This window comes from Bifidobacterium saguini DSM 23967 (assembly GCF_000741715.1).
Taxonomy (GTDB): Bacteria; Actinomycetota; Actinomycetes; order Actinomycetales; family Bifidobacteriaceae; genus Bifidobacterium; species Bifidobacterium saguini.
Genome location: NZ_JGZN01000009.1, coordinates 1 through 23977 on the forward strand (window position 1 = coordinate 1; position 23977 = coordinate 23977).

Consider the following 23977-nt stretch of genomic DNA (forward strand, 5'->3'; position numbering starts at 1 on the left):
TGGTGGTGAGCATGAAGTCCGGGCGGTAGTCCTCGGTGAGCTCGGTTTCGTGCACGGTAAGGCCGCGGCGTTCGGCGCCGGCCTTGGTGAGCCCCGAGGCGGCTAACGACAGATCGTAGAGCTGCACGGCGGAAGTAGCCTGCGTGCCCATGTACTTCACGGTCGGCTTCTCGATATTGCGGCCCACGAGAAGACCCTGACGAACCGCGTTGGTGGCCAGTGGAATGTAGTCGTGCTTGCCAGTCGGGTTGTAGAACACGGTGGTCGAATCGCCAGCGGCATACACGTCCGGCACAGAGGCCTGCATGTAATCATCAACGATGATGGCACCGTTCGGCAGCATATCCACCTTGCCCTTAAGCAGGTCGGTATTCGGCAGGAAGCCCACGGCGAGGATCGCCATCTCTGCCGTGTACTCGCCCTTTTCGGTGACCACGGTCACAGTGTTGTCCGGATTATTGCGGAATTCCACGACCTTCTGGCCAAGAGCCAGCGTCACGCCGTGCTCTTCGAACGCGGCGGCAACCTGATCGGTGATGGACTTATCGAAATTGTTGGCCAGCGGGCGGTCAAGGCCGTCCACCAGCGTGGTCTTGACACCGGTCAGACTGAACTGCTCGGCGATCTCAGCGCCGATATAGCCGGAACCAATCACCACTGCGGACTTGGCGGTCTTCGCCTTCTCCTTGATGGCGATGGCATGATCCCAGTTCTTGCACAGCAACACGTGCGGGCTGTCAATACCAGGAATCGGCGGAATCACTGGGCGAGAGCCGGTGGTCACAACGAGCTTATCGAAGGTGAGCGTTTCCTCAGGCGCGTCGGCGCCACCTTCTAGCGAACGATATATAAGCGTCTTGCCCACGGGGTCCACAGAAGTCACGTCGGTACGCATGTGCATGGTCGCGCCGGCCTGCGCCAGAGCCTCAGGGGAGGAATAGAACATCTTCTTTGGATCGGAAACATGGTCGCCGACCCACAGTGCGATGCCGCAGGAGAGGAAGGAGAGCGTGCCATTGCGCTCAAAAACGTGGACGGTCCAATCCGGATGCTCAGCGAGAATGGAAGTGGCGGCGAACGTGCCGGCGTGCGTGCAGCCGATGACGGCGACGGTGGTCATAAATGCTCCTTTGCTTGTGGCCTAGGCGTCAATTGCCCTGCCTCGAATCGTAGCGTAGAGGGCTGGAGAACGTTGCGGCTGGCAGTGTGAGGTAGGTTACATTTGCGCTGGCTCTGTTAACCCCCAATTGACATGCCCCTTTTTGGCTCCCTTTGCCAGGGGAGCTGGCGGCGAATCCGACTGAGGGGTAGTTCGCTGGAATCATGTCAAGCTTGGTTTAATAGATTCTTTGCGTTATCTGATTGTGACTGCGGTGCTTTTGAATTCCAACGTTCATAAAAGCACTGCAAAGTTTGGCTTCAGGCGCATTTCACCGAGTGCGCACATGGGTTATGGCAAACTAGACACTAGCGTTTTTTGAACCGCATGACTGAAGCAAGTGCATAGGAGAGTGGCGTGGCTGAGAATACGAATGATGTGCTGCATGTTGAGGGCGGCAAGCCGCTGAACGGCACCATCAAGGTGCGTGGCGCGAAGAACTTCGTGAGTAAGGCTATGGTGGCCGCGTTGCTCGCGCCGGGCAAGTCCGTACTGAAAAATGTGCCAGAGATTCGCGACGTGCATGTGGTGTCTGACCTGCTGCGTCTGCATGGCGTGGATGTGGATGTGGACGGCGCCAAGGGCGTGGTGACCATCGACGCCTCCCATGTGCAGTTGGCCGACGTGGCCGACGTGGACACGCTGTCCGGCTCCTCTCGCATCCCGATCTTGTTCTCCGGCCCGCTCGTGCACCGCTTGGGTGAGGCGTTCATTCCGGCGCTTGGCGGTTGTGCTATCGGTGGCCGTCCGATCGACTTCCATCTGGAAACCCTGCGCAAGCTTGGTGCCACGGTGGACAAGGAGCACAAGGACGGCATCCACATCACCGCTCCGGACGGCCTGCACGGTGCGAAGATTCACCTGCCGTACCCGTCCGTGGGCGCTACCGAGCAGACGCTGCTGGCCGCAGTGCTCGCCGAAGGCAAGACTGAGCTCTCTGGTGCCGCAATCGAACCTGAAATCATGGATTTGGTGGCCGTACTGCAGAAGATGGGCGCAATCATTTCCGTGGATGTGGACCGCACGTTCCGCATCGAGGGTGTCAAGGAGCTCAAGGGTTTCACCCACACCTCGCTGACCGACCGCATCGAGGCCGCCTCCTGGGCGTCCGCCGCACTCGCCACCCACGGCGACATCTTCGTTAAGGGCGCAACCCAGCCGGAGATGATGACCTTCCTTAACGTGTTCCGCAAGGTTGGCGGCGAGTTTGACGTGACCGACAAGGGCATTCGTTTCTGGCATCCGGGTGGCGATCTGCACCCGGTGGCTATCGAAACCGACGTGCACCCTGGTTTCATGACCGACTGGCAGCAGCCGCTCGTGGTGGCCCTGACCCAGGCGAACGGCCTGTCGATCGTGCACGAGACCGTGTATGAGAACCGTTTCGGCTTCACCAAGCCGCTCGTGCAAATGGGGGCCACTATCCAGCTGTACCGCGAGTGCCTCGGCTCCCTGCCGTGCCGTTTCCAGCAGCGCAACTACAAGCACTCCGCTGTGATCTTCGGACCCACCCCGCTGACCGGCCGCGACATCGACGTGCCGGATTTGCGTGGCGGCTTCAGCCATCTGATTGCTGCACTGGCGGCCAAGGGCCCGTCCAATGTGCAGGGCATCAGCCTGATTGACCGTGGCTACGCCGACTTCCGTGGCAAGCTTGAAGCCCTTGGCGCCGACTTCGACTAATACGATGGACTGATTTGCAATGGCTCTCTTCGAAAGAAGAGAGCCATTTTTTAATCCGCGAATCGTTGCGCAAGACGCACAGAAACCAGTGCGCCGAGTCCCAGCAATCCAGCTGAAATCAGCAGCACTGCAGCTACTGGCATATGATCAAATGCCCAGCCGTAGGCCATTTGGCCCAATGGTTGCGCGCACATACTAATGGCGGCCACCATCGCCATCACTTTGCCGGTCATCGCATCCGGCGTATTGAGCTGAATGGTGGGCAGTGCAATCAGATTCGAGAAACAGCTGGCGATCATCGTGCCGAACGTGAAGCCGACCAGTACAATCAACTTCATCCAAGCGGACACCGGCAACAGGAACACTAAGCCTTGCGGCAGCAGTGATAGTGCCAGCGCGACCATAGACAGCGGAAACTTGCGCATCGTGAGTTTCGCGGCAAAGAAGCCGGCGACAAACGCGCCAATCACCCCGGAAACACCAACCAAACCATCGGCAACACCATACACCGTGGCATCAAAGCCGAGCACTGTGCGGATGATATACGGGAATCCAACTGCTGCATTGCCAATGATTACAAAGTTCAACCCAGCAGCGAACAATAGCAGCGCGAACACATTCGGGCGATCCTTGATGAGGAATCGGATGCCGGCCTTGAGGTCTTCGAGTGGGGTTGGCAGCTCCTCAGTACCTCGGTCTGGTGCAGCCAATCGGATGAAGCATTCGAGTGTGGCGGCACCAGCAAAACTCACGATGGCAATGGTCATCATTGGTTGAATGCCGGTCAAGGAATAAAGCACGCCGCCGAGGAAACTGGGCAGTAGCGAGCCGAGCTGCTGCACCTGATTGACGACGGCCATCGCTTTGCGCAATGTGCTTTGCCCGTGTTCGCGGAACATTTGGGGGAGTGCGGCTTGCACGGTCGGGGTTTCGAACGCGCCGAGTATGGCGAGTAGCACTTGCATGGTGCCGATAGCCACAAGGCTGAAACCGATGGTGGCGAAGACGAGCGCGCTTGCCAGTACGAGGGCGGCGGATATGGCATCGAGCGCCACCATGATGGTGCGGCGATTCATCCGGTCGGCGAGGACGCCGCCGAATGGGGAGAGGATGATGGTGGGGACGACGGATATGGCCAGGATGGAGGCGAACACGGTGGCGGAGCCGGTTTCATCCAAGACCCACATGGCCATTGCGAAACGCAGCATCAAGTTGCCGAACAGTGAGATGCCTTGACCGGCGACGAGGAGAATGAAGTCGCGGCTCAAGAGTGGGGAGGTGAGTCGTTGAGACTGGAGGTGGGGTGAATAGGGTGACATAGTGACTTCTTCAGTGGCTGTTGAGTGGTTGGATTGATTGACTTTGGCGGCCGTGGGGCTGGTGCCGACCTTTTAGCGCAAGAAATTCGGGAAAATAGCCGCATCGTCCCGAATTTCTTGCACTGAGTGGTTGTCAGTGCAAAGAATTTGGGGAATATGCCTTAACCTCCCGAATTTCTTGTACTGGGTGCCCCTCAGTGCAAGAAATTTGGGAAAGGGGATAAGGTATCGGGGTCAGTTATGGGGCTTCTGTTTGGGACTTTGATTATCGAATTGGGCGTAAAAGTCGGTGGTGAGGTTGATGAGGTCATCGTTGAAGACGGGGATGTTGATGGCATTGAGCATTGTGGCAAGGCACTGGATACGATGCTTGAGCTCGGCCCGTGTTGCTGGATAGAAGCGAGTGAGCAGCCAATAATTGGCGAGTAAGGAGATGAGCTCGGCGGCTTCTTGCGGATATTCGGTAGGGATGGAACCGTCGCGCATACCTTCCTCGATAATGGGCAGCCAGTGTTTGGGCAGTTCAGTGGCCCAGAAATTCAGGTTCGACGCAAGCGTGGTGGGATCGTCGAGGAAGGGGAGCCCTGCCTCATTGAGTTTCTGATGCTCCTCATTATTAATGGCGACAGTGAAAAGCGCGCGCAATTTTTGCAGACCGTTGAGATCATTGCGGGCCATAATGCGGTCGCGCTCGCCTTGGCTATAGTCCCAATCTGTGCTATTGAGTCGGTCGAGGATTGCCTCTTTGGACTTGAAATGATGATAGATTGCGCCTTTGGAAAGGTCGCCGAGACGGTCCACGATGTTTTGGATAGAGGTTTTCTCGTAGCCTTTTTCCATGAACAGGTCGCGCGCGGCCTCGAGAATGCGCCGCTCGGTGACTTCTGGATGTGCGTTGCGCGCCATGTGCGGTCTCCTTTCGCGAACTTCTTGTTCTGTACTGGCTCGCACTATACATACCGTCGGTCGGTATGTATAGGCGTGCGGCGAGCCTGACTGTGGGGCAATGGCTTAGGAACAGCGATAATGCAGCGGTATGTATAAGCAAAGGAATGATGCGGCGAACAAGAGATAGTTCAAAGGTGACTTCGTTACGCTGCCGACTTGCCCAGTTCGCGTATGAGCGCAGAGATGGGGCTGAGTTTCTTGACGATGATTTATTCACCAACTTGGGGTCGCGGACACTGTCTGTGTTCTCGGTATCCTTAGAAGAATGAGCCCTGAAGCGTTAAGTGAACTGATTTCCAAGATTGCCCACAACCTCGTCGCAGCCGGTCAAGCCGGCACGTTGACCGACGAGCTGATTCCGCCCGTAGAAAAGCTGACCGTGATGCGCCCGAAGGACCGCGCACACGGCGACTGGGCCTCCAATATCGCCATGCAGCTGGCCAAGAAAGCTGGCATGAAGCCGCGCGACCTGGCCGAGCCGTTCGCCGCCGCGCTCGCTGAAGCCGATGGCATCAAGTCTGTGGAAGTGGCCGGCCCCGGCTTCATCAACATCACCCTTGATTCCGCTTCCGCTGCAGCCGTGGTCGATCAGGTGCTGAACGCGCCTACCGATGAGCGTGGCATCTCCACCTATGGTCGCAACAATCACCTGTCCGGCAAGACTTTGAACCTTGAGTTTGTCTCCGCCAACCCCACCGGTCCGATTCATATCGGCGGCACCCGCTGGGCCGCCACCGGTGACTCGATGGCCCGCGTGCTCGAAGCCAACGGTGCCAAGGTGGTGCGTGAATACTACTTCAACGACCACGGTGAGCAGATTAACCGCTTCGCCAAGTCATTGGTCGCTGCTTGGGCGCACGACAACAACCTGGGCGAAGCCGGTTACCAGACCGAAACCCCGTTCGATGGCTACAAGGGTGCTTACATCGATGAAATCGCCCGCCGTGTGGAGGCTGAAGCCAAGGCCGACGGCGTGGATCTGACCGCTCTGCAGCATGAGGACCAGGGCTTGAACGCTGACGGCGAACCGATTGGCGAGTCCGATTCCGAAGTGCGCGAGGAGTTCCGCAAGCGCGCTGTACCGATGATGTTCGATGAGATTCGCAAGTCCATGAAGGACTTCCGCGTGCACTTCGACGTCTGGTTCCACGAGAACAGCCTGTATCAGGACGGCGAAGTCGATCGTGCCATCGAAGTGCTGCGCGAACGCGGCGACATCTACGAGAAGGATGGCGCCACCTGGTTCGAATCCACCAAGCACGGTGACGACAAGGATCGCGTGATCCTGAAGTCCAACGGCGAATTCGCCTACTTTGCCGCCGACATTGCCTACTACTGGAACAAACGTCACCGCTCCACCGATCCGGCCGACGTGGCCATCTACATGCTCGGCGCTGACCACCACGGCTACATCGGCCGCATGATGGCCATGTGCGCCGCCTTCGGTGACAAGCCGGGCGAGAACATGCAGATCTTGATCGGCCAGCTGGTCAACGTGCTGAAGGACGGCAAGGCCGTGCGCATGTCGAAGCGCGCCGGCAATGTCGTTACCATCGACGACCTGGTCGAAGCCATCGGCGTGGACGCATCCCGCTATTCGCTGGCTCGCACCGACTACAACTCCCCGGTGGATATCGACCTGAACCTGCTCGCCTCCCACTCCAACGACAACCCGGTGTACTACGTGCAGTACGCTCACGCTCGTTCCTGCAACGTGGATCGCAATGCTGAGGCCGCAGGCATTTCGTACGAGGGCGCTGACCTGAGCCTGCTTGATACCGAGGCTGATGGTGAGGTGCTCGCCGCGCTCGCCCAGTGGCCGGCACTGGTGACTCTGGCCGGCGACGCTCGTGCCCCGCACCGCGTGGCCCACTATCTCGAGGATCTGGCCGCCGCCTACCACAAGTGGTACAACGTCGAGCGCGTGGTTCCGATGGCCCTGACCGATCCGGAAACCCGTGGTGATGATGAGACTCGCAAGGCTCTCGAGATTGCCAAGAACCCGGAGCCGGCTCGTGCCGCTGCGCGTCTGAAGCTCAACGATGCTGTGCGCAACGTGATTGCTGCTGGCCTCGACCTGCTCGGCGTTTCCTCCCCGGAGAAAATGTGATGGCCTGACGGCGTTCTGACTCTTTCATTGGCTCCCCTCAGTCACTTTCAGTGACAGCTCCCCTCAGGGAGGGGAGCCAATTTACGTATCTATAGCGCCCCTCTTTGAGGGGAGCTGGCCGCGTAGCGGACTGAGGGGAGTTCTTGTAAAGGACCTGCATTATGCCTATTACTCCGATTTGGCCGGCTGCTACGGCCATCAACGCTGACGGTGCCATTGAATTTCATGGTCGTACCGCTGAATCACTCTTGGATGAGTTCGGCTCGCCGCTGTACCTCATCGACGCCGACGAGGTCAACGAGCGCGCACATCACTTTGTGCGTGCGGCGGCCAACGCCTTCAACAATTCCACCACGCATGTGAGCTTCGCTGGCAAAGCCTTCCTTTCCAAGGAAATCGTACGACTCGTGCTTGCAGCCGGCATGTATGTGGACACTTGCACGATGGGTGAGATGAAAATCGCCCTCGCTGCGGGCGCGCCCGGCCGTCGTCTGGTGCTGCATGGCAACAACAAGTCGGATGAAGAAATCACATTGGCTATCGAGCAGGGCTTCGCCAAAATCGTGGTCGACGAACCCGAGGAGCCTCAACGCATCGCCGCCATTGCTCGTAAGCTCGGCAAACGCGCACGCGTGATGCTGCGTGTCACCGTGGGCGTGCACGCGGGCGGTCATGAGTACATTTCCACCGCTCACGAGGACCAGAAGTTCGGCGTACCGCTGCTGCCAGCTGGTGCGGATGCCGCAGTACTGGATACGGCGCTCAAAGATCTCGCAGATGTGACTCCTGCGGTCACCAATGCGCGATTTGCTGAGCACGCGGATGCTGCTGAGGCAGCGGGTACCGTTGGCCACAAGGGCGAACGCAAGCTGCAATACGACCTGAAGTACCCGTACGACCTCTCCCACGAGCAGATTTCCGAGAAGGACAAGGCGCTAGCCGAGGCGATGACCGCCATCGCAGACGGCCCAGCCATCGCTGTTTTGAAGACCATTCTGGCCAATCAGGACGTGCTCGAACTGGTGGGTGCACATTCGCACATCGGCTCCAACATCCACGATGCCGACGCGTTCATCCAGGCCGGCAAGCGCATGATGCTGCTGCGCAAGACTCTGTACGCTACCGACGCGTTCACGCTGCCGGAAATCGACTTGGGCGGCGGCTACTCCGTGGCATATACGGACGGCGAGGATTCGATGGACATCGACGTGGAGCTCGCCCGTCTTGCCGATGCCGTGGCCTCCACGAACCGTGCACTCGGTATGCCGGCACCCGCTATCAGCTTCGAGCCGGGGCGCTACATTGTAGCTCCGGCCGGTGTGACCCTGTATCGCGTGGGCACCATCAAGCATGTGAACCTGAGCGATGCCAAGGATTCCACGGGCAATCCGATTAGCGAACGTGTGTACGTGTCTGTGGATGGTGGCATGTCTGACAATATTCGCCCGGCTCTGTACGATGCCGATTACACCGCACGCTTGGCGAATCGCAAGGGTTCTGATGAGACGATGCTGGCTCGCGTGTGCGGCATGCACTGCGAATCCGGCGACATTGTGGTGCACGAGGTGCATCTGCCCGCCGACTTGAAGCGCGGCGATATTCTCGCCGTACCGGTGACCGGTGCGTACGGTCGCACGATGGCCTCCAACTACAATCAGGCGCTGATTCCGGCCGTCGTGGGGGTTTCTGAGGCAGGTGCGCATGTGATGCTGCGCCGCCAGACCGTGGATGACCTGCTGGATCTCGACGTCAGCGAGTGAATGGACGATTTCCGGCTGCTGTAGGAATCAGTCCGTACAATGGCCGTGGGATATAGCAGCTTGTTTTGGAAGGATTTGAAGTGGCAGAACTGAACGAAACTCCGATTCGCGTAGGCCTGCTGGGTGCCGGCACGGTTGGCTCCCAAACTGCTCGACTGATTGTTGAGCAGAAGGACGAGCTTTCCGCTCGCATCGGTCGCCCGATTGAATTGACTGGCGTGGCCTGCCTCGACCCGAAGGAAACCGAAAAGTTCCCGTGGATCGACCAGTCCATCGTCACCACCGATACGATGAGCGTGGCCACCAATTCGGATATTGTCATCGAACTAATCGGTGGCACCACCGTGGCTCGCAAGTTCGTGCTCGCCGCCATCGAATCCGGTGCCTCCGTGGTTACCGCCAACAAGGCGCTGCTGGCCAAGTATGGTCCGGAGATTTACGCTGCCGCTGAAGCTAAGGGCGTTGACATCTACTTCGAAGCTGCTGTGGGTGGTGCGATTCCGTTCCTGCGCCCGCTGCGCGAATCCCTCGTGGGCGACAAGGTGACCAGCATGCTGGGCATTGTCAACGGCACCACCAACTACATCCTCGACGAGATGACCACCAAGGGTCTCCAGTTTGATGATGTGCTGAAGGACGCTCAGGCCAAGGGATACGCCGAAGCTGACCCGACCGGCGACATCGAAGGCTATGATGCCGCGAACAAGGCTGCCATCATGGCAACCCTCGGCTTCCATACTTCCGTGACCATCGATGATGTATCTGTGGAAGGCATCACCAAGATTACCGCCGACGATATCGCTGCAGCCACTGCCGAGCACAAGGTCATTAAGCTGCTCGCCGTGGTGGAGAACGGTGAAGCCGGCGTGTCCGCTCGCGTCTACCCGGCATTGATTGATGAGTCTCATCCGCTGGCTTCCGTGCACGGTTCCTTCAACGCTGTGTTTGTCAAGGCCGAGGCTGCCGACGATCTGATGTTCTACGGCCGTGGTGCCGGTGGCGCTCCGACCGCTTCCGCAGTGGTCGGCGATGTGGTGACCGAAGCTCGCCATATTGCAGCCGGTTGCACGGGTCCGTCCATTCCGCTGTACAAGAACCTACCCAAGGCTCCGATTAATGCATCCAAGGCCGCATTTGCAGTGCGATTCCTGATTCATGACAAGCCGGGCGTGCTGGCCGCCATCGCCGCCGAGTTCGCCAAGAACGGTGTCTCCATCAACGGTGTGAACCAGGATTTGAAGCCTACGATGACCGACCCTGGTTACGACGGCGAGATTCAGCAGCTGCGTATCGTGACCCACCTGACTGACGAAGAGACGCTGCGCGAAACCGTCAAGGCTGTGCAGGCGCTCGACTTCGTGACCGGCGAGCCGTCCATCCTGCGCGTGCTGGACTGACTGAAAGCCCGGTGGGCTTCCAGCAGCAGTGATAAGTGTTGTATGTAGTGCGATTGTTGGTGCGGGTAGAAATGGCTCCCTCTGATGAGGGAGCTGCCAACGAAGTTGGCTGAGGGAGAGAGGCGAGAGTACTGCTGTAATCTCTCCCTCAGTCTCGCTTATGCTCGACAGCTCCCTCGTCAGAGGGAGCCGAAAATGGAGACATATATGAATTCAATGTGTTCACAGGTGCGCGTGCGCGTGCCAGCCACGTCCGCCAATCTTGGCTCCGGCTTCGACACCGTGGGCTTGGCGCTCGACTACCACGACGAGCTCACCTTCACGCTGAACCCGGACCCCACGGACGGCATCGCCCATGTGTTCATCCACGGTGAAGGCGAAGATACCTTGCCGCGCGACGAAACGCATCTGGTGGTCTCCACCTTCCGCCGTGCCTGTGCCACCTTCGGCCTAGGCCGTATCGGCTTCACGCTTGAAGCCACGAACAACATTCCGCAGGCTCGCGGCATGGGTTCCTCAGCCGAAGCCATCGTTGCCGGTATCGCAGCTGCCGCCGCGTTCGCACAACCCGGTGAGCTGAATCGTCCGGCTATCTTTGACATGGCCGCGCAGATTGAGGGCCACCCGGACAATGTGGCTCCGGCCGTATTCGGTGGTCTCACGGTTTCCTGGGATTTCGCTACGGCCGAAGGCGTCGGTTCCGTGGCCATCCCCGGTGGTGAGCCGCTGCACGGTGGTTTCCACACCGTCAACTACCCGGTTGACCCGGCCATCACTGCGGCCGTGTTCGTGCCGGATTATGAGCTTTCCACTGAAAAGGCACGTCAGGCGTTGCCTAAGGAAGTGCCGCATAAGGACGCGGTGTACAACGTGTCTCGCGTTGGGCTGCTGCCGGCTGCAATGAACCCGGTCGTGCTTGCGCAGGCCGAGGCTCAGGGTGGTGCCGATGCGTTGGGCGGAAACTCTGCTGGCGCTGCCCAGGTGACTCCGGCCGCGTTCGCCACTGCGGCAGCGCAGGCCAATGCGTTGTTGTTTACGGCTACGCAGGATCGACTGCACCAGCCGTACCGCACGCCGCTGATGCCGCCGTCCGCCGAACTGATTGAGACGTTCCGTGCCAAGGGCTATGCCGCCGCTGTTTCCGGTGCTGGCCCATGCGTGCTCGTGCTGCACTACGGTAATACACGCGAAGCCATCGACCAGGTGGCCGCCACCCAGCTGGCATCCGGCCACTGGCGCGTACTGCACCTGCCCATCAACACCAAGGGCGTTGAAATCGAACGCCGTTAGTTGCGCTGGTGGTTGGACTGACACATCCCTCTGTCATTCAAAGACATCGCGATAGACACTAAGTATGCAGATGAACGAAAGGTCCGCATACTTAGTGTCTGTTTTAGTATGGAAATCCTCACTATGTATGCGGGATTATGGCCGAGCTGCATACATAGTGATGGTTTTGACGCGATAATCCTCACTATGTATGCGAGAACATGGTTGGGACGCATACTTAGTGTCTTTTGTAGGTGCACGATGATGCTGCTCGCGGCGGTATTGCGCACCTGCAATGCCCGCGCCCATCCATACAATGCAAAGTAGTAACCGAAGCCAGGAGGGTCTATGTCTATTCCGCTGATTCTTGCGTCTCAGTCCAAGCCGCGCCGCGATGTGTTGTATGCGGCTGGCATCTGCCCCACGATTCGCGTCTCCCATGTGGACGAGCCGGCAGCGCTTGAGGCCACGGCAGCCAAGGCTGGGGTTACTGTTGACGATTTGACTGTGAAACAACGGGTGATGATTCTGGCCGAAGCCAAGGCGCAGGCTGTACATCGCGCATACCGTGACGTGGCCGATACTGCGGCGGCTGCGACCGGCAACCGAGTGATTGCTTACCCGCTTAGAGCTGCGGAAGTTGAGGCTGACGCTACGGTAGTTTCGGATTCTGCCATTGATTACTCTTCCGACCGCATTGCCACCACCCGCGACTTCTCCGGTGTGAATATGCCGACTGTCACCGAGCCGATTTCCAATATCATCGCTTTGCAGCCGGGACTTACTCGCGCTACTGTTGGGCCGCTCATCATCGGTTGCGATTCAATGTTCCTGATGGACGGTGAATGCTACGGTAAGCCGCACAGCGCAGAAATTGCACGCGAACGCCTACGTACAATGCGCGGTAACAGCGGCGAACTGTGGACCGGCCACTGCATTATCGATTTCGCTACCGGCCGCGTGGCCCGCGGTGCCAGCCGCGCCACTGTGCATTTCGGCGACTTCTCCGATAAAGACGTCGAGCGCTACATTGCCACTCGTGAGCCGCTGGAAGTGGCTGGTTCGTTCACGTTGGAAGGCTTCGGTGGTGCATTCATTGACGGTATTGAAGGTGACCCGCATGGCATCATTGGCATCAGTCTGCCATTACTGCGCAAGCTTGCCGCCGAACTGGGCGTTGAATGGACTGATTTGTGGAATGTGCAGCGCGGCGAGATTGCACCTGAATCCGCGGACGCTGCTGGCATCGCTATGGCGGGAAAGGATAACTTGCCACCTGTGGAAAACGTACATCAGCCCGGTGATGGTTGGGTGGACTGCGCATGCGGTCGCAAGCATTGGGGTACGAATGGTGCTTCGGGCATACTGCTGGCGCGCCGCGATTCGGCAACTGGCAAGGTGACGTATGTGGTGATGCAGCATCGCGCCGCATGGAGTGCTGAGGGCGGTACTTGGGGCATTCCCGGTGGCGCTACGGCAGATGGCGAGTCGCCGATTGAAGGTGCGTTGCGCGAAAGTTACGAAGAAGCGAACATCATGCCTGAGGATATCGAAGTGGTCGGCTCCTACCGCGAAGACCACGGCAATTGGGCATACACCACGGTGTTCGCGTTCGAGAAGCCTGGTCACCACGTTGATCCGAAGGCCAATGACGATGAGAGCATGGAGATCTGCTGGGTGCCGATCGACGACGTACCCAACCGCAAGCTATTGACCGCCATGAAAACCGACTGGCCCCGCTTCGCTGCTCGCCTTGAGGAGTTGGCTGAGGAATTAAACTGCAGATAGTCCGAAGTCATCTGTATTGGTTGCGTAGCCACTAGTCCTGTCGAATTTCGCTTTGTTTACGGAATTCCATGGGGGAAATGCCGTTTTTTCGTTTGAATGCGGCGCAGAACGAGCTGGTGTCGGTGAAGCCGCATTCCTCGCAGAGTTGCCGCAGTGAAATATCCGAATTGATCAAACGATATTTCGCCGCATGCATGCGGGCGTCCAGTACGTAGGCATACGGTGTGTACCCGGTCTCCTTCTTGAAGACGCGAATGAAGTGGTATTCACTCATATAGACCAACCCGGCCAGCTCGGCCACGGTCAGTGGCTCGTTCAGATGATTGGCTATGTAGGCCAGCACGCTCTCGATGGCGTGCGGGCCGCGTCGGGCTGTGAGACTGGAGACTCCACTGGCAACTGAGCCTGCCGTGTCAACTGGAGCGGACGCCGCATCGTCTGCTCCCAATGCAAACTCAGTGAGCACATCCGTAATGTACTTCGCCATCAATGGTTCCGAAATACGCGCGGCCATATGGAAGGTCTCGTAAATTTTCGTCAACTGCGTGATTGCATACCCCGGCTCGCGCAATGAGAACACCGTGCCGAGTCGTTCATGAATCAGTTCGTAATAAGCGCGTGCGGTAGGGCCATCGAAGTGCAACCACAGCACGTCGCTGTCTTCTGAAGTGCTGTAGGAATGATGGGCATAGCAATCAACTAGCACGAAGTCCCCGGCGGAAGCATGCTGCGCACTCTCGCCGAACTTCGACACCACATCGAACGAGCCGGAGCGGATTGCCATGATCAGGAAACTGTCGAACGAGCTGCGCTCCTGCCGGTAGCCGGCCTTGTAATGGAAGAACCCCGCGCGCAACGGGTGCAGAAACGTGCGCAGCGCCGTTTTGCTGGGTGTATAGATATAGAATTCCGAGCCTTCGTTTTCGATGCCGTGCTCCGCTGGTTTCATCGCCGCCTCCTTGCGTCGAGCTGTGTTGAGCCACCGCGTTCAGCAGTAGCTGTCAAATAGCAATTATTTCATATTGAAGAACAATTACTCTAGATGTCAACGATATTTTCGGCCATAGACTAAAGGCAATCAATCAAAAGATTGTGGTTCGCAAGAACCAATAAAGAACGCAACAAACGGTAAACACTACAACGAAGTGGAGCAATCATGGCCGTTACCATTCAAGACACCGTCATCACCATCCCGACCTACGGGATCGGAGCTGCGGACAAGAACCCGCAGTTCATCGAAAAGCGCGTCTACCAGGGCAGCTCGGGCCGCGTCTACCCATACCCGGTGATCGAAACCATCAGCGACGAAAAGCACGACAAAGCCTACAAGGCCGTGATTATTGAGAACGAATACCTCGAAATCACCGTGCTGCCCGAACTTGGCGGCCGCATCCAGTACGCCAAAGACAAAACCAATAACTATGACTTCGTCTACCGCAACGATGTGATCAAGCCGGCGCTCGTGGGCCTAACCGGACCGTGGATCTCTGGTGGCATTGAATTCAACTGGCCGCAGCATCACCGTCCGACCACCTACTCGCCAGTGGACTACGACATCAAGGACCTGCCGGACGGCGGTAAGGCTGTGCTGTGCCATGATACCGATCAGATGTACGGCACCCAAGTGGTCACTACGATTGCTCTGCACCCAGGCAAGGCCTACATCGAAATCACCGCGCAGTTGTACAACGGCACTGCATTGCCGCAGACTTTCCTGTGGTGGGCCAACCCGGCCGTGCCGGTCAACGAGCACACCAAAACCGTGATGCCGCCGGACGTGACCGCAGTCATGGATCACGGCAAGCGCGACGTCTCTCGCTACCCGATTGCCACTGGCACCTACTACAAGCACGATTACTCGCGCGGTGTGGACATCGGCCGCTACAAGAACGTGCCGGTACCGACCAGCTACATGGCCGCACATTCTGACTACAACTTCGTTGGCGGCTACGATTTCGGCGTGGGCGCAGGCATCCTGCATGTGGCCGACCACCACGTAAGCCCCGGCAAGAAGCAGTGGACCTGGGGCAACGGTGATTTCGGCCGCGCCTGGGACCGCAATCTGACCGACGCGAACGGCCCATACGTGGAGCTGATGACCGGCGTCTTCACCGACAACCAGCCCGACTTCACGTGGCTGAAGCCCTACGAAGGCAAGATCTTCACCCAGTATTTCATGCCGTACAAGGCCGTGGGGCAGGTCAAGAACGCGTCCATCAACGCCGCCGTGAACCTGGAAATCGGCCCGGAAGACACGTTCGGTTCGGCCGGCGAAACCGAGGGCATCGAAGCCCAGGGGCTGAAGGCCGGTCAGGGCCGCGTCACCGTGTACGCCACCAGCGTGTACGAGAACGCTACCGTGACCGTGACCACCAAGAGTGGCAAGACGCTGTACGCCTACACCGGAGCGATCAGCCCGAACGATACCGTGCGCGCCGAATTCGAAACCGGTGAGACCCCGGCCACTGAAATCACCGCAACCGTAGCGGACGCTAACGGCACCGTGCTCATCGACTACACCCCTAGCCCCAAGAAGATTGACAAGCTGCCCGAACCGGCCAAGGCCGCCGACGATCCGGAAAAGATTGCCACCAACGAGGAGCTGCTGCTCGCCGGCCTGCACCTGGAACAGTACCGTCACGCCACCTACATGCCTGACCCGTACTATCTCGAAGGTCTGAAGCGCGATCCGGAAGACGCCCGCATCAACAACGCGTATGGCCGTCTGCAGCTGCGCCGCGGTGTGTTCAAGTGCGCCGAAGCCCACTTCCGCACGGCGATCAAGCGCCTGACCAAGCACAACACCCAGCCGTATGACTCCGAACCGCACTACAACCTCGGCTTGGTCCTGTTCCTGCAGGGCAAGTACGACGAGGCATTCGACGCCTTCTTCAAGGCAACCTGGGATGATACGCAGAAGGAGCGCGCCTTCTTCTACATGGCCGCCATCGCCGCCCGCCGAGGCGACTTCGCGGACGCGCTGGAGTATGTGAACAACGCACTGACCCGCAATACGATGAACATCAAGGCCCGCGGGCTGAAGGCTTACGTGCTGCGCAAGCTCGGACGTACAGATGAGGCTGCCACGGCGCTCGCCGAGAACCTAAACATCGACGAGTTCGACTTCGTCTCCGGTTACGAGCGCGTGCTCGCCGGGGGAGAGGCGGCCGAACTGGAACGCCTGATGCGCGGTTTCTTTGAAAACTACCTGCAGGCCGCTCGCGATTATGTGCTGTTCGGTGCCTACGAGGAGGCATTGGGCTTGCTTGCCAAGGCCGATCAGTCGAAGCCGATGGTCAAGTACTACGAAGGCTACTATCTCGCCGAACTCGGCCGCGAGACGGAAGCCAAGGCTGCGTTCGAAGCCGCCGAGGCCGCGCCGAGCGACTACTGCTTCCCGAACAAGCTGGAGGATATCGCGCCACTCGAGAAGGCCATCGAGGTAGTCGATGGCGCCAAGGCCCCGTACTACCTCGGTTGCCTCTACTACGACAAAGTGCAGGCAGACAAGGCCATCGCACTGTGGGAACAGTCGCGCGACCGCGATCCGGAATTCCCGACCGTACACCGCAACTTGGCGCTTGCCTACTACAACAAGCGCGGTGATGCGGCTGCCGCCAAGGTTGAAATCGAACAGGCCTACGCGCTCGACGAATCCGATGCCCGTGTGTTCCTCGAAACCGACCAGCTGCACCGCAAGATCGGCTGGACCTACGCCCAGCGCCTCACCGAGTTCGAAAAGCATCTCGACGTGGTGGCCAAGCGCGACGACCTATTCATCGAATACCTGACCGTGCTCAACCTGACCGGCAACTACGCCAAGGCCTACGAGCTGATGAGCCAGCGTCGCTTCCACCCGTGGGAGGGTGGCGAAGGCAAGATCACCGGCCAGTACCGCATCGCACTGACCCTGCTCGCCAAGGATGCGATGGCAGCCGGCGACTGGGCCAAGGCCAAGGAACTGCTGGTCAAGACGCTCGCCTACCCCAAGAACCTGGGCGAAGGCAAGCTCGAAGGCCAGAAGGACAACGACATCCACTACTACCTCGGTGTGGTGGAGCGCCACCTCGGCAACGAGGAAGCCGCCCGCGCCGAATTCCGCCAGGCTACCATCGGTCCGGATGAGGTGAAGGGCGCCATGTACTACAACGACCAGCCCGCCGAAATGATCCTCTTCCAAGGTCTCGCCCACAAGGCGCTCGGCGAGGAAGGCCCGGCCAACGCCCGCTTCTACCGTCTGCTGGACTACGGTGAGCAGCATCTTGACGATCAGGTCAAGATTGACTACTTTGCCGTCTCGCTGCCAGACTTCCTCATCTTCGAAAACGACTACACGAAGATGAACCGCGTGCACTGCGAATACCTGATGGGGCTCGCGAACATCGGCCGCGGCGAGCATGAGGAAGCCGAACGCTTCCTTACCGAAGCCCTGGCTGCTGACCCCAGCCACATCCAGGCCAACCTCTTCACTGATGAGGTGATGAATCGTCACATCCTGTGACCTCGTTGGGTCCGCTCCGCGCCGGCTTCCCTGCCTCTTCCGGGAGCCGGCGCTTCCTTATGCCGTGACATCACGGCGTGGTCCACCAGAACTTCAGCAGCCGCCTCAACGCAAACGCCAAGGCCAGCAATGTGTAATCGCTTAAATCGCGCGGATTGTAGCCGGTTGCGCGGGTGATTTTATTGAGTCGATTCTGCACGGTGTTCTTATGCAGAAACAGTTCCTCGGCTGTGTGCCTGATGCTGCCGTTGTGCCTCGTATAGGCATCAAACAATATGGCCGCCTCGTCTTTCTCTTCTTCAGTGAGACCAGAAAGAATATGATTCGAAAACCGGTCGGCAATATCGTCGCGAATTGCGCACAACGCCATGCCCAAATCGGCATCATCATAATCCAACGTATGCTTCTGCTTGGTTGGCTGCTCGCTCTGTTGATTGAGAAAAGCAAGCCATAATTCAGCTGAACGTGCCTGAAGATAAGCTTCACGATAATCATTGACGCTGTGTACCGGCGCGCTAATGCCAAATACCAATGGCAGGCCGGTGGTTTTGGATACCTCTTGTGAAATACGTTCCAATACTTCGGTTCGCCCATCATGATCATCGCTGCCGGTTTGCGAATCATCCTTGGTGAGAACCAGACGAAACTCGCCACCATAGATTGAGTACAAACTCTGAGCCTGACCGGCCATTAGGCGGTCAACAATGTCATAGGTGCCATCCTGCGTGGTGCCAATGCGACGCACAATGTCGTTGCGAATACCCTCGGGGATGTGAAGCCTGCCTACGGCCACCACGCGAGGCGCAGTGAGATCCACGTTCAATGTGTCCGTCAGATAATCGATAAGCCCGGTATCCGGCTGCGGTGCGATAAGCAGGTTCGTCAGGTTCGCGGCCATCATGCGCCTGTCGAACCGGGAAACTTGCTCAAGATTCTCTCGCACCAGAATTTCCGTCATTTTCTTGATGACGTTGCCGAATGGCTCCACCTCGGCGCGCTCGCCGGTGATTCCGATGACGGCGATTACCGCGTCGCCTTGCATCACTGGCACATTGATGCCGTCGCGTGCGCCGGCGAACGGGTGCTCGGCATCCACCGCCACGCTCTGCCCAGTGCGGGCGGCGAGGCGTGCGGCCTCGTGATCGGTGTCGACGCGCGCGGGGTCGGTGCTGGCGATGATGTGGCCGTTGGTATCGAAGAAGTTGATGTCATGGCTCAGTGCGCCTTTGATGTTCTCCACAATGGTGGAGGCGATGCGCGGATCGATGTCCATCTGTGGCTCCTTTGCCTGCTCGCTTGCTTGCCTCAGCTGTTTATGTATGTTACACGTACCATGATAATTGGCGAATTGTTTGGTTTTCATGGCCTGAAGATGGTTGTATGTACCATGCGGCATCGGCGATACTGGTACCGTCCAACAACAAGGGATGTGCTGCATGGGAGGCGTTCAAGTGAAGTTCGTCATCGCTCCTGATTCGTTCAAAAACTGTATGACCGCCCGAGAGGCGGCCGAAGCCATTCGCTCCGGTCTTGCCGCAGTATTCCCCGATGCCGAATACAAGATGGCGCCGATGGCGGACGGCGGCGAAGGCACAGTGCAAGCGCTGGTGGATGCCACCGGTGGCACGCTGCGCCAGGCCGAAGTGCTCGACCCGTTGCAACGTCCGGTATCCGCTACTTACGGATTGTTGGGCGCGGATATTGACGGCATTGGGCAAGACAGTGGTTCCGCAGCGACCGCAGTTATCGAAATGGCTGCCGCTTCAGGCATCGGCTTCGTAGACGAGCTCACCGAGAATCCGCTGATCGCCACCACCTACGGCACCGGTCAGCTTATTCGCGCGGCTCTTGACGATGGCGCTCGTCGCATCATCATCGGCATCGGTGGCTCTGCCACCAATGATGGCGGAGCGGGCATGGCCGAAGCCTTGGGTGTCAAATTTCTTGACGAACATGGCAACGCCATCAAGCGCGGGGGAGGTGCGCTCAGCCAATTGAGCGTCATCGATACCGCCGGGCTCGACCCACGTCTAGAATCCACGGAAATCCTCATCGCCTCCGATGTAGATAATCCACTCACCGGTCCGCAAGGAGCATCTGCTGTATTCGGTCCGCAAAAAGGTGCCACGCCGGCGATGATCAGCCAGTTGGATGCCAGTCTTGCCCACTATGCTGCCGTCATCAACAGCCAGCTTGGTCGTGATGTGGCGCATATGCCGGGCTCGGGCGCGGCGGGCGGTCTTGGTGCAGGATTGCTGGCATTCACCAATGCGCGCATGCAGTCGGGCGTTGAAATTGTGGCCCAAACCGTGCGGCTCGCACAACGGGCCGCCGATGCGGACTACTGCATCACCGGCGAAGGCGGTATCGACTCGCAAACCCAATATGGCAAAACGCCAATCGGGGTCGCCAAGGCTGTGCGCCAGGGCAATCCGAGCATTGTCGTCATCGCCTTGGCTGGATATGTAGGCAGCGGTATTAGCCCGCTTTACAACCTCGGCATCGATGCGATATTCGGCATCGTTCCAGGGGTAACAACCTTGGAACAGGCGCTCGCTGAGGGGCCTCGCAACCTCGCGCGGACGGCCGAAAATGTTGCACGGCTGATTGCCCTCAGCCGGCGATAGGAGCAGCGATAATGCGCCCGGCAATCATCCATAACCAATAGCAATAATTTCATATTGGCGCGCAATTTATGCCGGTAAATCAAGCAAATAGCGCAATAGTATGAAATCAATAACAACAAAGCGACAACGAGAACGAAGCAGTTCGGCAGCCGCTTTGCAACACACCTTTAGCGTGATTTGCGCTTGAATCCCCGACCAGCAGGCTTGGCGTAAGCATGCTCTGATGAAAGGAACCATCATGAAGAAAACCTGGCAGACCATCGTCGGCGCCGGTGCCGCGATTGCCATGATCGCATCATTTGCAGGCTGCGGCTCGAGCAGCGCCTCCGGCAAGACCGAGCTTACGTTCTTTGCGAACAATACGCAGGACGTCTACCAGCCGGTAATCGACGCGTTCGAAAAGAAGAACCCGGACGTCAAGATCAAGTTCAGCACCACCAACGGTTCTCAGGCAGGCTATCAGCAAACGCTGCAGACTCGTATTTCCGGCGGTCAGCTTGCCGACGTGTACGTGGCGCCGCCTGAACAGCTCAGCGATCTGGTGAAGAACGGAGCAGCCAAGGACCTGACCAACGAATCGTTCATGAGCCGTATCGGCGACACGAACAAGGCACAAGCTAGCGTGAACGGCAAGGTATACGCCATGTCAATCACCGCATGGACCAACGCCTACGCCTACAACAAGGATCTGCTCGCCAAGGCCGGCTACGATTCCATCCCCGAAACCTGGGACGAATTCATCGACATGCTGAAAGCCCTGAAAGACGCCGGTGTGGAGAAGCCTTATCTGGAGCCCAAGGCAGGCCTCGGCGCTCTCGTGGAAGGCTGGATCGGCTATGACTCCTCCAAGCAGTCCAAGAGCATCGACCAGCAGATCGGCGACGGCGACTCCACGTTCGCCAAGAGCTACACCAAGTACTACAAGCAGTGGGCCAAGCTTTTCGACGCGGGCGTGATGGGCTCCGAAGTCACCGGTCTCGCAGACGATCAGGTCCGCTCCGAATTCGCAGCAGGCCGCCTAGCCGTCATGCCGTCCGGATACTGGGATGTGAACACGTTCAAGGACGCGGGCATCAACTTCGCGTTCGGCAGGATGCCGATGCTGCACAAGGGGGACACGCCATACGCCCCGGGTGCCGCTGACTCCGGTTACGCCATCAACGGCAAGATCGATGGAGCCAAGCTCAAGGCAGCCGAATCCTTCCTCGACTTCCTCTCCTCCAAGGAAGGCCTGAAGCTCATCCAAGACAACATCGGCCTGATCCCGTCCACCAAGAACTACACGCCGGACATCGACGAAACCTTCAAAGAGCCTTACGACCTGTACCTGAAGACCGGCAACGTGTACCTGAACACGCTCGGCTGGCCTGCCAGCGGCCGAAGCGCCCTGCGCGCCGAAACCTTCGCCCAGCTGCAGCAAGTGGCGCTCGGCTCCATCACTCCGGCTCAGGCCACCGCCAACCTGGACACCAAGCTCAAGACACTGTCCTGAAGGTGAAGTGCCATGACACAAGCAACCACCATCGACGCTACGCCTGCCCTCGCTGAGGCGGGCGTGGCCCCGGCCCGGACGGAAACCCGCTCGGTCCAGGATTTTGAAGCCTCCCACACCCGCGATCGCAAGCGCCGCAATCTCATGGAGAATCTCACCTCTGTGCGATTCCTGCTGCCGCTGCTCGCCGTCTACATCATCATCGTACTGATTCCATTCCTTCAGAGCATCGTCTTCAGCCTGACCGACTACGACGGCTACGATTTCGCCAACGCCAAGTTCGTCGGAATCGCCAACTATCAAGCAATCTTCCAAGATCAGACCTTGCTCGCTGGCCTCGGCTTCACCCTGCTCTACACCGTGGCCACCACCGTGCTCATCACCGCCATCGCACTGCCGTTGGCCGTGACCCTCAATCGGAAGTTCTTCGGCCGCAACTTTGCGCGCTCCCTGTTCTTCTTCTTCTCGGTCCCTTCGATGGCAGTGCTCGGCTTGGTGTGGCAGTACATCTTCTCGCCACTCGGTACCGGTGCGGTCAACACATTCCTCGGCAAGTTCGGCGTGAGTCCGGTGCCGTGGCTCTCCGATCCGACGCTCGCCAAATTCTGTGTGATCTTCATCGCCGTCTGGGCTCAGGTCGGTTGGCATGCCACCCTGTACCTGGCCTACCTGCAAGCCATTCCGGCAGACCTCTACGAGCAAGCCTCAGTGGATGGTGCCACCCGCGGCCAGCAGTTTGTGCACATCACACTGCCGCAGATGGTTCCCGCGATGGGCGTCTCCATCTTCATGCTCCTGACCGGCGGCCTCAAGGTCTACGATCTGCCGTTCACCTTGACCACCGGCGGCCCCGGCAACGCCACCTACACCGTCACCCAGTCCATCATCGTCACCGGTATCGGTTCCGGACGCTACGGCATCGGTTCCGCACTCGGCGTGATGTTCTTCCTGTGCTGCGTGATTCTCGTGGCACTGCAGCAAATCGTCACTTCGCTGATTGAAAAGAGGCTGTCATGACAACGCAGCACACTTCTTCTGCCGCGGCATCGGTTGCCGCAGCCACGCCCGCTGCCCGTGGATTGTCCTTGAGCCAGCGCGAACGTATCCGCTCCGCCATCCGCTCGGTTGTAGTCATCGCCATCGCTCTGATCTGTGCAGTGCCGCTCTATGTGGTGGTAATCAACACTTTCAAAAACTCCGGTGACATGGCTGCCGACCCGTTCGGTCTGCCCACGCACTTCACGCTGGAGAACTACACCTACGCGATGGAGAATCTGCCATAGTGCAGGCCACGATCAATACGCTGATTGTGACTGTAGTGGGCGTGTTCTTCATGGTGATTATCGGTGCGCTCGCCGCTTATGGCATGGTACAGAAGCGCAGCAAGCTTACGGCTGGCATTGGTGCCTTCCTGATGCTTTCGTTCGTGATTCCTGGCCAGACGCTGCTGATTCCGCAGTACAAGATGGAAGCGCAGTTCGGTTTGGTGGATAGCTTGCTTGGTCTGATCGTGCTCTACCTGGGCGGTGCCACATTCTGCTACTTCCTGATCGTGCAGTACATGCGCGGGCTTCCCGGTGAGCTGTTCGAAGCCGCGCGTCTGGATGGCGCGGGCCCGTTCCGCATCTTCTGGCAGATTGTGCTGCCGTTGATTCGGCCGATCTTGATTACTGTGGTGGTGTTCGAAACCATGTGGACATGGAACGACTTCATGACCCCGAACATCTACATCTCCTCGACGGAAAAGCAGACGTTGGTGCTGCAGGTGTTCAACGCTATGGGCCAGTTCAGCACCAATTGGCCGCTGTTCATGACCATCACCACCATCGCCCTGATCCCCGTATTCCTCTTCTTCATCTTCTGCCAAAAGTGGATCGTCGCCGGCTTGGTGGCTGGATCCGTTAAAGGCTGAGCCGTGAATCTC

Annotated in this window: 15 protein-coding genes and 1 pseudogene; 11 read left to right on the forward strand and 5 right to left on the reverse strand. The window is 58.6% G+C overall.

The window, feature by feature from the left end; genetic code table 11:
- Positions 1-1120, reverse strand: a 1120-nt coding sequence (locus BISA_RS07735) for an NAD(P)/FAD-dependent oxidoreductase (protein WP_033891239.1), incomplete at its 3' end; no start/stop codon positions are given.
- Between the two features lie 396 nt (positions 1121-1516).
- Between BISA_RS07735 and murA the strand changes: the two genes are divergently transcribed.
- The gene (gene murA / locus BISA_RS07740) at positions 1517-2842 is read left to right on the forward strand and encodes a UDP-N-acetylglucosamine 1-carboxyvinyltransferase (RefSeq protein ID WP_033891240.1); all 1326 of its coding nucleotides are present in this window, start codon (positions 1517-1519) and stop codon (positions 2840-2842) included.
- 50 nt (positions 2843-2892) lie between these two features.
- Here murA and BISA_RS07745 read toward each other — a convergent pair whose 3' ends face one another.
- Together BISA_RS07745 and BISA_RS07750 are read right to left on the reverse strand one after the other, a co-directional pair.
- On the reverse strand, positions 2893-4161 hold the full coding sequence (locus BISA_RS07745) for an MFS transporter (protein WP_051917415.1): 1269 nt from the start codon (positions 4159-4161) through the stop codon (positions 2893-2895).
- A 234-nt stretch (positions 4162-4395) separates the two neighbouring features.
- A complete protein-coding gene (locus BISA_RS07750) occupies positions 4396-5067 on the reverse strand; it encodes a TetR/AcrR family transcriptional regulator (protein ID WP_033891242.1) in 672 nt (223 codons plus the stop codon).
- Between the two features lie 307 nt (positions 5068-5374).
- On the opposite strand from BISA_RS07750, the gene argS reads away from it, so the two are divergent.
- The 5 genes from argS to BISA_RS07775 all read left to right on the forward strand — a co-directional run bounded on the left by argS (position 5375) and on the right by BISA_RS07775 (position 13433).
- On the forward strand, positions 5375-7219 hold the full coding sequence (argS, locus tag BISA_RS07755; RefSeq protein ID WP_033891243.1) for an arginine--tRNA ligase: 1845 nt from the start codon (positions 5375-5377) through the stop codon (positions 7217-7219).
- Positions 7220-7380: 161 nt separating this feature from the next.
- Positions 7381-8979: a diaminopimelate decarboxylase family protein gene (locus tag BISA_RS07760; protein ID WP_033891245.1), complete on the forward strand. Its 1599-nt coding sequence runs from the start codon at positions 7381-7383 to the stop codon at positions 8977-8979.
- An 80-nt stretch (positions 8980-9059) separates the two neighbouring features.
- The gene (locus BISA_RS07765; protein ID WP_033891247.1) at positions 9060-10376 is read left to right on the forward strand and encodes a homoserine dehydrogenase; all 1317 of its coding nucleotides are present in this window, start codon (positions 9060-9062) and stop codon (positions 10374-10376) included.
- Between the two features lie 207 nt (positions 10377-10583).
- Complete coding sequence (locus BISA_RS07770; protein WP_033891248.1) at positions 10584-11666, forward strand: homoserine kinase; 1083 nt, start codon at positions 10584-10586, stop codon at positions 11664-11666.
- A 327-nt stretch (positions 11667-11993) separates the two neighbouring features.
- A complete protein-coding gene (locus BISA_RS07775) occupies positions 11994-13433 on the forward strand; it encodes a Maf family nucleotide pyrophosphatase (RefSeq protein WP_033891249.1) in 1440 nt (479 codons plus the stop codon).
- A gap of 31 nt (positions 13434-13464) precedes the next feature.
- Here the strand turns inward: BISA_RS07775 and BISA_RS07780 are convergent, their stop codons facing one another.
- Complete coding sequence (locus tag BISA_RS07780; RefSeq protein WP_033891250.1) at positions 13465-14382, reverse strand: AraC family transcriptional regulator; 918 nt, start codon at positions 14380-14382, stop codon at positions 13465-13467.
- Positions 14383-14589: 207 nt separating this feature from the next.
- Between BISA_RS07780 and BISA_RS07785 the strand changes: the two genes are divergently transcribed.
- Positions 14590-17934 carry a tetratricopeptide repeat protein gene (locus BISA_RS07785; RefSeq protein ID WP_033891251.1) on the forward strand — a complete coding sequence of 1115 codons (3345 nt, stop codon included), beginning with the start codon at positions 14590-14592 and terminating at the stop codon, positions 17932-17934.
- Between the two features lie 70 nt (positions 17935-18004).
- Here BISA_RS07785 and BISA_RS07790 read toward each other — a convergent pair whose 3' ends face one another.
- Entirely contained in the window at positions 18005-19207 is a 1203-nt protein-coding gene (locus BISA_RS07790) for a CdaR family transcriptional regulator (protein WP_033891252.1), read from the reverse strand.
- 178 nt (positions 19208-19385) lie between these two features.
- Here BISA_RS07790 and BISA_RS07795 point away from each other — a divergent pair, with 178 nt between their 5' ends.
- The 4 genes and pseudogenes from BISA_RS07795 (at position 19386) to BISA_RS12005 (ending at position 23965) form a co-directional block, all read left to right on the forward strand.
- Entirely contained in the window at positions 19386-20561 is a 1176-nt protein-coding gene (locus BISA_RS07795) for a glycerate kinase (protein ID WP_033891273.1), read from the forward strand.
- Between the two features lie 238 nt (positions 20562-20799).
- Positions 20800-22053 (forward strand): ABC transporter substrate-binding protein, encoded by a 1254-nt coding sequence (locus BISA_RS07800; protein ID WP_033891253.1) that lies wholly within the window; start codon positions 20800-20802, stop codon positions 22051-22053.
- Between the two features lie 12 nt (positions 22054-22065).
- On the forward strand, positions 22066-23070 hold the full coding sequence (locus tag BISA_RS07805) for a carbohydrate ABC transporter permease (protein WP_237746117.1): 1005 nt from the start codon (positions 22066-22068) through the stop codon (positions 23068-23070).
- Positions 23071-23132: 62 nt separating this feature from the next.
- A pseudogene (locus BISA_RS12005) lies at positions 23133-23965 on the forward strand (carbohydrate ABC transporter permease).
- Positions 23966-23977 lie beyond the last annotated feature (12 nt).

Coding starts and splice junctions, on each gene's coding strand:
- BISA_RS07745 (WP_051917415.1), bottom strand. CDS start 4,161: ATGTCACCCTATTCACCCCACCTCCAGTCTCAACGACTCACCTCCCCA.
- BISA_RS07750 (WP_033891242.1), bottom strand. CDS start 5,067: ATGGCGCGCAACGCACATCCAGAAGTCACCGAGCGGCGCATTCTCGAG.
- argS (WP_033891243.1), top strand. CDS start 5,375: ATGAGCCCTGAAGCGTTAAGTGAACTGATTTCCAAGATTGCCCACAAC.
- BISA_RS07760 (WP_033891245.1), top strand. CDS start 7,381: ATGCCTATTACTCCGATTTGGCCGGCTGCTACGGCCATCAACGCTGAC.
- BISA_RS07770 (WP_033891248.1), top strand. CDS start 10,584: ATGAATTCAATGTGTTCACAGGTGCGCGTGCGCGTGCCAGCCACGTCC.
- BISA_RS07775 (WP_033891249.1), top strand. CDS start 11,994: ATGTCTATTCCGCTGATTCTTGCGTCTCAGTCCAAGCCGCGCCGCGAT.
- BISA_RS07780 (WP_033891250.1), bottom strand. CDS start 14,382: ATGAAACCAGCGGAGCACGGCATCGAAAACGAAGGCTCGGAATTCTAT.
- BISA_RS07785 (WP_033891251.1), top strand. CDS start 14,590: ATGGCCGTTACCATTCAAGACACCGTCATCACCATCCCGACCTACGGG.
- BISA_RS07790 (WP_033891252.1), bottom strand. CDS start 19,207: ATGGACATCGATCCGCGCATCGCCTCCACCATTGTGGAGAACATCAAA.
- BISA_RS07800 (WP_033891253.1), top strand. CDS start 20,800: ATGAAGAAAACCTGGCAGACCATCGTCGGCGCCGGTGCCGCGATTGCC.
- BISA_RS07805 (WP_237746117.1), top strand. CDS start 22,066: ATGACACAAGCAACCACCATCGACGCTACGCCTGCCCTCGCTGAGGCG.